Source organism: Sulfurimonas crateris (assembly GCF_005217605.1).
Lineage (GTDB): Bacteria > Campylobacterota > Campylobacteria > Campylobacterales > Sulfurimonadaceae > Sulfurimonas > Sulfurimonas crateris.
The window spans coordinates 148,438-158,734 of the sequence record NZ_SZPX01000002.1; the positions used below are offsets into that span (position 1 = coordinate 148,438).

Sequence of the window (10,297 nt, forward strand, 5' to 3'; positions counted from 1 at the left end):
TCGTGCAAAAGATTTTAAAATGGCTAACCCTGCTAATAGCGGTAGGGGTAGCTGTTTTTGTTGTTTTTTTTCTTATTTCAATTAACTCTAATGAGACTTCCGTTAATTTGGTCCCGCTGGAACATAGAAGCGAAGTTGCCGTAAAAGATAGAGAAAATATCTGGCTTGAGAGCTTTTCAAAAACGGAGAGACTCGGATATTTTTATCCTGTGAACGAAGTTTTTATTCAAGTTGATTTGAATGAGAAAGTAGCAGAAAAGACTATTTACAGACTCTCTGCACCCATAGCTGATCCTTATCAGCTCTTCTGCTTAAAAGAGGAGCTAAAACAGCATCAGCTAAAGTACTATCTTAAAAAAGATAAGAGCGGTGCAGAGTTGCTAATTTACTCAAAAGAGAGAGACAAGTTGGAATCTCTCGTTAAAGTTTTAAAGAATTACCAAATCTCAGCCACTGTTGGGCTGTACAAAGAGGATACATAATGCAAAAACATACTATAGTTGTTTGTGACCATATTCACGAAGCCGGTTTGGAGATGCTTAGGAATGATGAAAACATAAATTTTATCATGGCTGCTGACGAAGATAAGGTAAAGCTTTTAGATATTATTGAGCAAGCTGACGTTGCTATAACAAGAAGCTCGACTGATGTTGACGATAAATTTATCGCACATGCAAAAAATATGAAAGCAATTGTACGTGCTGGTGTAGGTGTTGACAATGTGGATATACAGGGATGTTCAAAAGAGGGGATAATCGTTATGAACGTCCCTACTGCTAACACTATTGCAGCGGTCGAGCTTACAATGGCGCATATGCTCTCTTGTATGAGAATGTTCCCATATTCACACAACCATTTAAAAAACGAGAGAGTCTGGAAAAGAGAGAAGTGGTACGGGTATGAGCTAAAAGGAAAGAAACTCGGTGTTATCGGTTTTGGAAACATAGGAAGCCGCGTAGCAAAGAGAGCTCAAGCTTTTGAGATGGATATTGTGGCTTACGACCCGTATATAAACCCATCTAAAGTTACAGACTACGATATGACATATACAAAGAACTTTGATGATATTTTGGCTTGCGATATTATCACTATCCATACGCCTAAAAACAAAGAGACTATCAATATGATAAGCAGTGCCGAGATCGCAAAGATGAAAGAGGGCGTTGTCCTTATTAACTGTGCAAGAGGCGGTCTTTATAATGAAGAGGCTCTATATGCGGGTCTAAAAAGCGGCAAGATCCGTTTTGCGGGAATTGATGTTTTTATGAAAGAGCCTGCAACCGATCATCCTCTTCTTGATCTTGATAACGTAACTGTTTCTCCTCACCTCGGTGCAAATACTTACGAATCACAATACAACATAGGTGTTCAGGCTGCTACGAATGCGATCTCTGCTGCAAAAGGCATCTCTTATCCGCATGCTATGAACCTGCCTATAGATGAGAGCAAGATACCTTCATTTGTAAAACCTTTCTTGGAGATGGGACAGAAGATCGGTTTCTTAGAATCTCAGCTTAACAAGTCTCAGATCATCTCAATCAAAGTGAGCGGACAGGGAGAGATAGCTAAATATGTAGACTCTCTTGCTACTTTTGTTGCCGTTGGTGCAATGAGCCAGATAAGCGATGATACTATCAACTATGTAAATGCAGATTTTATCGCTAAAGAAAAAGGGATAAAGATAGAGTCAGAAGCGCTTCACGACTCGTCTGTCTATAAAAACCTTATTACAATTAAGCTTACTACGGCAGAGGGTGGAACAACTACTATCAGTGCTACGATCTTTGATGACAACGTATTTAGAATCGTATCAATTGACGGTTTTGACATCGAAGTTGCGCTAAAAGGCGATATGGTAGTTCTTAAAAACAGAGATGTCCCGGGTGTTATCGGAAATATCGGTTCTACTCTGGCAAAACACAGCGTAAATATTGCAGACTTCTCGCTTGCTAGAAACGATAAGAAAGAGGCTCTGGCAGTTATCTTAGTCGATAATATTATTAATGATATTACGCTAAATGAGCTTCTAGAAGTTGATGCTTGCATAAGCGTTCAATACGCAAGAATGTAAAAACTTAGCGGGCTATGCCCGCTAAAAAATATGCACACCTAACGGTGTGCGTAGAAACCCCTTTAAAAGAGATTCCTACTTCTTATCCATATTAAAATGTCTCTCTAGATCAGCTTTATAAAGAAGTATCGGAACAACTATCAGTGAAGCGATAACAGCCGCAATCGTTCCAAAGATAAGAGCGACTCCAAGCCCTCCAAATACCGCATCTCCAGCTAAAAGAGTTGAAGCAAGTATTATTGCCGCAGCTGTTAGAAAGATAGGCTTAGCACGCGTTGCAGTTGCGTAAGCGATAGCCTCGGCTTTTTTCATTCCACTATCTTTCATAAGCGAAGCGGTAAAGTCTATCAGAAGCAGAGAGTTTCTTGAGCTTATCCCGATCAGGGCTATAAAGCCTATGAGAGAAGTAGCTGTCAAGAAGAAGGTGTCTGCAGTAAATAGATCCATGATCCAGTGCCCGACTATCACTCCTATGATCGAGAGAAATGAGCCTAGAAGTATGATTCCGCTAAGCGTATAGCTTTTATAGTAGATTACCATCAGTAAAAAGATAAGAACCAAAGCGGCTATAAATGCGGCACCAAGCTCTACGAAAGTATCAAGCGTTACCTCCATCTCTCCATCCCAGATAAGTTTATATACATTTTTGGAACTTTTGTCTGTGAGCTTAAGATTAAAGAGACCAATTTTTTCGATCTCATATTTGTCGCTAAAGGTGTCTAAGATGGTATCTCTTGCCTCCATAAGCGGATAAACCTGTGAGACCATATCTGTCTCAGCCATTACATTTGTCATCTGGTGAAGATTCTTGCTCATTATCATGGGATTTGATTTTTTAGGCATTATACTCACAAGCTCTGTAATAGGCGTCATCATCCCCATCTCGTTCATAAGTTTCAAAGATGAGAGCTTTGCTTTGATAGCATCTATATCTTTTGAGGAGAATTTTTTAGACTCTACACTAAGTGATAGATAGATTGGGATCTGATCGTTTGCCAAATCTGAGTTTTTAACAGCGATCTGCATCCCTTCAAAAGCCAGATATAAAATATCATTTAGCTGTTTTACGCTGATGCCTGAGAGTGAAGCTTTTGTGCCGTCAACTTCTACCTCAAAAGTGTCGTAGATCTCATCTTGCATGACCTCGACATCTACAAGGCCCTCAGTATTTTTAAATACATCCGCTACTCTGTTTGAGAGCTCTCTGATGCCATCTGCGTCATCACCGTATATCTCTGCGACAATAGCAGCCAATACCGGAGGACCTGCCGGAGGTTCTACAAAAGTGATGGTTGTTTTATCGTAGATAGATGAGCAGCTTTTTTGGATATCCGGTCTCATTCTTTGAACCATAAAGTATGATGGCTCTTCTCTGTGGTGTTTCTCAGATAGATTGACCACGATCTCTGCTACATTTTCGGAGTTTTTAAAGTGTGAGCCTTTAATAAGACCTGCAAAGTCAAGAGGTGCGCCCATCCCGAGAAATATCTCGAAATCTTCAACCTCTTTCTCTTTTTTTATAAAACCTGCAACACACTCCGTTACCTCTCTTGTCTGCTCGATAGAGCTTCCCTCGGCCAGAGTGGTATATATGGTAAATGTATCGTTGTTTTTCCCCGGAAGCATCTTTGCCAAAACCATATTGCTAGGCGCTATCATCAATACGGAGAGAATAAAAGCTATTAAAGTTGTAAAAAGTATCAAGTTTCTTTGAAGGGGGCTTTGAATTCCGTTAAGTACCGCATCTTGAAATTTTTTAAACATGTTTCTTCTCCTCAGAGTGAAAATCCGGTTTTTTTAGCATTCTGGCTGCTAGATACGGTGTGAAAATATATGCAACAAAAAGAGATGCGATCAGTGCTACGGGAACATTTGCAGGGATAGGTTTCATAAACTGCCCCATCATCTGCCCGACAAACGCCATTGGAACCATTGTCATAATAATAGCCAGTGTTGCAATGTTTGTCGGAGGTCCGATCTCATCTGTAGCCTTTACCATGATGTCTTCTATGCTCTCATGAGCTGCCTCTTTTGAGTGGAAGTGTCTGTGAATGTTCTCTATTACGATAATTGCCGCATCGACCAAGAGTCCAAGCGAGAGCAGGAACGCAAAGAGTGTTATTCTGTTGATGGTTTGACCGCTTAAGTAGGCTACAAAAAGAGTTATTGCCAAAATAGCAGGAACGGTAAATGTAACAATGAGAGACTCTCTCCATCCAAGAACCAAGATAAGCAAGATAGCGATAATTACAATAGATAAAAGAAGGTGGTAGACAAGTTCGTTTACCGCCTCGTTCGCTCTTTGCCCGTCGTTTCTGGTAATTACATACCCGATAGAGTTCTTGCGAAAAAACTCTTTTGAGCCTTCAAGCTCGCTCTTTACGGCATCTGCTATTATTACGGCATTTGTACCTTGAAGTTTTGATACGCTGAGTGTTACCTGATTTAGCAGTGGAGAAAACTCCCCGCTCTCATCTTTTTTGCTGATAGTTGCAGATTTGAAGTTCTGTATATCGTGAGAGAGTGACACTTTTGCAACCTGCTTAAGATATATAGGCGAGTTCATATATTTAGCAATAATAATATTGCCTATATCTTCGGCACTCTCTATCGCATTTTTGACACCAAGCATGATTATCTTATTCTCTTTTGTTCTGTTTTTAACTGCAGGAACGCTATATGAGAGAGATTGCACCCCTTGGACTATCTGCCCCATAGAGATGTTGTAGCCCGAGAGTTTATTTAGGTCCACTTCGATGTTAAACTGAGGCTTGTTTCCGCCTTTTACTTCCGTAACTGCAACATTTGCAAGTCCGTTTATGCGGTGCTGAATATCTTTTACTCTGTCATAAAGCTCAGTCTTGCTCATCTTCTCATCTTTTGAGTAAAAAGCGACCGATACGACAGGTATGTCTACATCTATGTCAAGAGGCTTGATGATAGGGTTCATAGCACCTTGTGGAAACATATCTGCATTTTGCATTATCTTGTCATATACTTTTAGGTTAGAGTCCTCTTTCTTCTCGCCGATGAAAAAGGCGGCATTGACTATTCCCACGTTATCCATCGCCATGCTTGAGATATTCTCAACCCCTTTTACCTCTTTTAGTTTTCTCTCCAGAGGCTTTACTATCACTTTTTGTATCTCGGCGGCACTTGCTCCCGGAAGTGCTACGATTACCGTCGAGCCGCTTACTACCATTTGAGGGTTCTCTTCGCGGGGCATTATGTTGAGTGAGAGGTAGCCGATAGAGAGCAAGAAGATGCCAAGAACCACTGTAAGAGGATTTCTTATAAATCCGCTTGCCAGCTTCCCTGCTATATCTGTTGGTTTATAGACGTTCATACTCTTTTCCTACTCTATTGCCACGGTAGCATACATACCCGGGTATATCGATTTGTAAACATTTTTAAATGAGATCTTAATCTTAAATGAGTGTGTCATAGGGTTTGAGCTCGGTATGATCGCACTGATCGTTCCAATGATCTTAATATCTCTTGATGGGATGTTTACTACTACTTTTTTTCCCTCTTGTATGCGGCTTAAATTCTCTTCGCTTATCTCTGCGGATATTTTCAGGTTTGAGAGGTCGGAGAGTTCAAGTGCAGGCATCCCCGGCATTGCCATCTCCCCAACATTGACATTTTTGCTAACTATTACCCCGTCATTTGGTGCGGTAATATTTAGGTAACGATACTGGTTTTTTACCTCTTCACGTTGCGCTTGCGCTTGAGCCACCTGCTTTTTTGCGATGATTATCATATTTGCAAGATTATTCTCTGCAAGTGCGAGATTTTCGACCTCAAATTTTGAGACCATATCTTTTTGAAGTAGTCTTCTATGTCTCTCAAGGTTTAGCTTAACGTTCGTGTATTGATTTTGATACATCTGAAGGCTGAGCTGTGCCTGAGAGATCGCAAGTTCTACTTGAATAAGAGCCGAATCTATCTCTTTAGAGTCTATTGTATAAAGCAGGTCTCCCTTTTTTACTTCATCGCCCTCTGAGACTTTCACATCCGTTACAAAGCCCATAAAACGGCTTGTAATCATCTTTTTGTTATCGCTAATAACTGTGCCTGAGAGTACGATCCCCTCAGCTATAAGCGAAGCCGCAAGTCCTAAAATCAGTAGTAGTTTTTTCATCTCTCATCTCCGTTTGCTAGTTTTTCAAGTGCGAAAACTCTCTCGTTTCGCTTATTTATCGTCTGCTGCAGCTGCAGAATTTTTTGTATCTGTTCTGATTGTTTGATTATAACATCACTCATGGAAGATAACTTCTCTCTATATCTCGCCTCATAGTTCTTATATATCTCATCAGCAAGTGCGAGTTCTTTTTTCAGCGACTCTATATCTTTGTTAAAGCTATCTATCTCAGTCTTTATCTTTTGTATCTGCAGCTCAATACCGCTGTTTGCGAGTGCTACCTGAGTCTTTGTCTTTAGGTAGTCAAGTCTTGACTTCTCAACGTTTGCATAGTCTGCTCCGCCGTTAAAGATATTCCATGTGAGTCTTGCCCCGAGTGTGTATGACTGATGATCGCTTGCATCTCCCAAAAAGGTATCATCTGCAGTTGCGACTTCAGCAAAAGCCCCAACCATCGGGTAGTAAGCGGATTTGGAAACATTTACCATACTCTCTTTTATGGCAAGCCCTCTGTTTGCTTTTTGAATATCCAAGTTGTTTTTGACGATCTCTTCACTCGAAATTGAGGGAGTTTTTATCTCCAAAGATGGCGTCTCAATAGAGGTCACTTTTTGATTTAGTAAAAAACTTATATAGTGGTAGAGAAGCTCTTTGTTTGATTCCATCTGAGATATAAGTCTCTCAACATTGCCCTTTTTAGCTTTTACTTCAAGAAGATCAACCTTTTTGGCGTATCCCACCTCGATCATCTCTTTTGTCATGGCTTCAAGTGTCTCTATGTTTGATAGAATTACATTTAGGTTTGAGATCGACTCTTCAAGCAGCGCCATATCGTAAAAACTTTTTCTCATCTCGTAAATCTTCTCATTTACTACTTGAGACTTTTCAAGCTTTTTTATTTTCGTTACGGACTCCATAATATCTTCGTAGCTTGATATCTTAAAGCCGGTAAATAGAGGAACTTCATACTTTAGCTTGCTTTGGAAGTAGTTTCTGTCATCTGGGTAGTTTAGGTCGCTTGGTGGAGTGGTGTAGTCACCATCTGGCACATAATTTGGACTAGATGGGTTAAGGCTTGACATAAACTCCTGCGCCCCGAAATCTCCAAAAGTAGCTTCTCTTGAGCTCAGTTTAAAACCAAAGACATTTCCCGCATCATCACTTCTTGCAAAATCTTGAATAAAATCAAGCTTACCGTAGTGGTTTGCCGAAGCAGCTTTGGCATCTTGCAAGGCACTCTCTATATCTATCTGAGCGCTTTTAATCTCTAAATTTTGAGATTTTAACATCTCCAGTGCACTCTCAAGGCTTAGTGATTGTGACGCATTTAAAAGGGAGCCGCCGATTGTTGCTATGAGCATAAAAGTAAGTAGTTTTTTCATACGTATCCTTAAATCTGTTTAATTAAGTGGAGATTATAACATATATTTTTTTTGATTATAATAAAATCTATAAAACTTGATTATTATAACTTTTTATAGCAGTTTTAGTGCAATATGAAGATAAGGTTGATTAAATCTATTTACCATATCAGGATCTTTCATCATCATCTTAAGCGCATCGAACGATGAGTAGTGCGGTCTATATGGTCTGTTGTTAGTAAGAGCGTCAAATACGTCACATATCGATAAAATAGAGGCTAAGTCGCTTATCTCGCCCTTTGTCTGTTTGTCGGGATAGCCAAGCCCGTCATATCGCTCGTGGTGGTGCATTACCGCATCTATAATATAGGGGTCGTGGATTCTGTTCTGCTTTAGTATCTCAACGCTGTATTGGCTGTGTTTTCTAACTATGAGGGTCTCTTGCGGTGTTAGTTCGCTCTCTTTATTTATAATATTTTTATCTATCTTTTTGACTCCGACATCATGCAAAAGAGCTGCGGAACCGAGTTTTAAGAGCTGCTCGTCGCTGAATTTGAGCGTATAACCAAGAGTAAGAGCGTAGATGGCGACGTGTAGTGAGTGGTTTTGGAGCATATGGTTATTTAACATATATGGCATAGTGTTTTTTATAAATAGCTCATCATATTTTAGAAGATAGATAATAGCATCGATTATAAGCTCGACACATCCGAGATTTATCTTGTTCTCTTTGTTTACCATGTATATTTCAAAAAGCTGGTTATTTACTTCATATAGAAGCTCGAGTCTTTTTTTATGGTCATCTTTATTATATTTTATGTAGTGTTTGAGCGTCTCGCAGGAGAGTATCTGCTTGTCTTCATCACTTTTGTTTATGTATAGATTTTCCTGTTTTTTTAGCTTGTCATACAGACTCTGCGTAAGAGTGGTTCCCGCTTCAATAATGATAATATAGTCTCTTCTCTTTTTTATAAAAATATCAAAAAGTGTAACGGCTCCCACGGCAAGTGCATCAATATCAAGCAGCGTGTAGGATTTGGCGTAGTTTAGTTTTGTTTTTACAATTTTCATTTTCGAATTATAGCAGAGATTTTTTCTAGCTCTGCTTTATTGCTGAAGCAAAATTTTGATAGAATATCATCTTTAGATAAAAAGGCTGAGTTATGCAGAGTGTAGTAGATTCTCTTAGAAAAAAAGGTAAGATTTATAAGAAGATGCAAGAGATCGCACCAAGAGAGCTTGGTGTACGAAACAAGATAAAAATATTTAAAGCTACAGATGTCAGCGGATATTTCTGGGCAATTTTTGCGATCAGCCAAAAGAGCAGACTTCTTATGAAAGATGTCCATAAATTTGAGGAGATATACGCAAAACTCGTTATTTTTTACGGACATAATTTCAAGCATAAGATCATCTTTATAGACGCGCCGATCTGCTCAAAAGCAAAAGAGGCACTTCTGGCTCAGGGTTGGAAGATCCAGTAATGCTTCTTTGCGATATAGGAAATACGACCTATCACTTTTTTGACGGCATAGAGCATTATAAAAAGGATGCAAAACTTTTTGACCCCTCATCCATAAAAGAGGAGATATTTTATATCTGCGTCAATAAGCAGGCTAAAGAGCTCATAAAACCTCTAAAAAACTGGATAGACCTCTCAACTTACGTAGATATGAGAAACTACTACGAGACGATGGGAATAGACAGAGTTACGTCATGCGAGGCGATAGAAGATGGCGTAATAGTCGATGCGGGAAGTGCCGTGACCATAGATGTGGTAAAAAGCGGCAGGTTTGAGGGCGGTTTTATCTATCCAGGTTCTAAAGCCATGAATGAGTGCTACAGAAATATCTCGGATGCGCTGGCTTACTCATTTAACTTTGAGCTTGATTTGGGTAAAATGCCGAAAAATTCCCGCGATGCCATAAGTTACGGATATCTAAAACTGCTTCGCAATGAAGTGGTGTCATACGGTATGGATATATACCTCACGGGCGGAGATGCTGCAGAGTTTGCAAAGATATTTCCATATTCGCATATAGATGAGACTCTGCTCTTTAAAGGGATGAAAAATATTATGAAAAAGGCCAATATATGTTAACAGTCGCACTTCCAAAAGGACGCATAGCGCAAGAGACGCTGGAGATTTTTGAGAGAATCTTTGGTGAAGATTTTGCTTTTGATGATAGAAAGCTGATACTAGAGACGCCGAAGTTTCGTTTTTTGCTTGTAAGAAATCAGGATGTTGCAACATACGTATTTCATCAGGCGGCTGACATAGGTGTTGTAGGACTTGACACTCTAGAGGAGCAGGGACTCGACGTTGTCCGTCTTCTTGATCTAAAACGAGGCATCTGCAAGGTCTCTATAGGTATGAAAAAGGGCGAAAAATTCGATCTTAACAAACCGGAGATAAAAGTCGCTTCAAAGATGGTAAATATTACAAAACGATACTTTGAAGAGCGCGCGGTTTCGGTTGATATCATAAAACTATACGGCTCAATTGAGCTTGCACCGCTTATCGGGCTTGCAGATATGATAGTAGACGTTGTTGAGACGGGAACTACTATGAAGCAAAACGGTTTGGAAGTTGTAGAGGATATTATGACATCTTCGACTTACCTTATAGCGAACAAAAACAGTTACGTTGCAAAAAAAGATGAAGTTCTGGACATATATAAAAAGATAAACAGCGTCGTACAAGCTGAGCAAAAAGCTTAA

Annotated in this window: 10 protein-coding genes; 5 read left to right on the top strand and 5 right to left on the bottom strand. The window is 39.7% G+C overall.

Annotation, left to right across the window (positions count from 1 at the left end):
- Nucleotides 1–2 precede the first annotated feature (2 nt).
- Both FCU45_RS03435 and serA read left to right on the top strand, forming a co-directional pair.
- Nucleotides 3–482 carry a hypothetical protein gene (locus FCU45_RS03435; protein ID WP_137012305.1) on the top strand — a complete coding sequence of 160 codons (480 nt, stop codon included), beginning with the start codon at nt 3–5 and terminating at the stop codon, nt 480–482.
- On the top strand, nt 482–2,071 hold the full coding sequence (gene serA, locus FCU45_RS03440; RefSeq protein ID WP_137012307.1) for a phosphoglycerate dehydrogenase: 1,590 nt from the start codon (nt 482–484) through the stop codon (nt 2,069–2,071). The genes FCU45_RS03435 and serA overlap by 1 nt, the downstream gene beginning before the upstream one ends.
- Before the next feature lie 75 nt (nt 2,072–2,146).
- On the opposite strand, the gene FCU45_RS11795 is transcribed toward serA, so the two are convergent.
- From FCU45_RS11795 to FCU45_RS03465, 5 genes are all read right to left on the bottom strand, one after another.
- Entirely contained in the window at nt 2,147–3,835 is a 1,689-nt protein-coding gene (locus FCU45_RS11795) for an efflux RND transporter permease subunit (protein ID WP_137012309.1), read from the bottom strand.
- A complete protein-coding gene (locus FCU45_RS11800; protein ID WP_137012311.1) occupies nt 3,828–5,417 on the bottom strand; it encodes an efflux RND transporter permease subunit in 1,590 nt (529 codons plus the stop codon). The genes FCU45_RS11795 and FCU45_RS11800 overlap by 8 nt, the downstream gene beginning before the upstream one ends.
- Before the next feature lie 9 nt (nt 5,418–5,426).
- Nucleotides 5,427–6,215, bottom strand: a complete 789-nt coding sequence (locus FCU45_RS03455) for an efflux RND transporter periplasmic adaptor subunit (protein ID WP_137012313.1) — start codon at nt 6,213–6,215, stop codon at nt 5,427–5,429.
- Complete coding sequence (locus FCU45_RS03460) at nt 6,212–7,597, bottom strand: TolC family protein (RefSeq protein ID WP_137012315.1); 1,386 nt, start codon at nt 7,595–7,597, stop codon at nt 6,212–6,214. The genes FCU45_RS03455 and FCU45_RS03460 overlap by 4 nt, the downstream gene beginning before the upstream one ends.
- A gap of 93 nt (nt 7,598–7,690) precedes the next feature.
- Nucleotides 7,691–8,647: an HD-GYP domain-containing protein gene (locus FCU45_RS03465; RefSeq protein ID WP_137012316.1), complete on the bottom strand. Its 957-nt coding sequence runs from the start codon at nt 8,645–8,647 to the stop codon at nt 7,691–7,693.
- 92 nt (nt 8,648–8,739) lie between these two features.
- Between FCU45_RS03465 and FCU45_RS03470 the strand changes: the two genes are divergently transcribed.
- The 3 genes from FCU45_RS03470 to hisG are packed head-to-tail and all read left to right on the top strand — an operon-like array spanning nt 8,740 to nt 10,297.
- The gene (locus FCU45_RS03470; RefSeq protein ID WP_137012317.1) at nt 8,740–9,060 is read left to right on the top strand and encodes a hypothetical protein; all 321 of its coding nucleotides are present in this window, start codon (nt 8,740–8,742) and stop codon (nt 9,058–9,060) included.
- A complete protein-coding gene (locus FCU45_RS03475) occupies nt 9,045–9,677 on the top strand; it encodes a type III pantothenate kinase (RefSeq protein WP_246032230.1) in 633 nt (210 codons plus the stop codon). Before FCU45_RS03470 ends, FCU45_RS03475 begins: the two co-directional genes overlap by 16 nt.
- Entirely contained in the window at nt 9,671–10,297 is a 627-nt protein-coding gene (gene hisG / locus FCU45_RS03480; protein ID WP_137012319.1) for an ATP phosphoribosyltransferase, read from the top strand. Before FCU45_RS03475 ends, hisG begins: the two co-directional genes overlap by 7 nt.

Excerpts from the sequence above, each read along its gene's own strand:
- serA (WP_137012307.1), top strand. The coding sequence starts at position 482 with ATGCAAAAACATACTATAGTTGTTTGTGACCATATTCACGAAGCCGGT.
- FCU45_RS11795 (WP_137012309.1), bottom strand. The coding sequence starts at position 3,835 with ATGTTTAAAAAATTTCAAGATGCGGTACTTAACGGAATTCAAAGCCCC.
- FCU45_RS11800 (WP_137012311.1), bottom strand. The coding sequence starts at position 5,417 with ATGAACGTCTATAAACCAACAGATATAGCAGGGAAGCTGGCAAGCGGA.
- FCU45_RS03455 (WP_137012313.1), bottom strand. The coding sequence starts at position 6,215 with ATGAAAAAACTACTACTGATTTTAGGACTTGCGGCTTCGCTTATAGCT.
- FCU45_RS03460 (WP_137012315.1), bottom strand. The coding sequence starts at position 7,597 with ATGAAAAAACTACTTACTTTTATGCTCATAGCAACAATCGGCGGCTCC.
- FCU45_RS03465 (WP_137012316.1), bottom strand. The coding sequence starts at position 8,647 with ATGAAAATTGTAAAAACAAAACTAAACTACGCCAAATCCTACACGCTG.
- FCU45_RS03470 (WP_137012317.1), top strand. The coding sequence starts at position 8,740 with ATGCAGAGTGTAGTAGATTCTCTTAGAAAAAAAGGTAAGATTTATAAG.
- hisG (WP_137012319.1), top strand. The coding sequence starts at position 9,671 with ATGTTAACAGTCGCACTTCCAAAAGGACGCATAGCGCAAGAGACGCTG.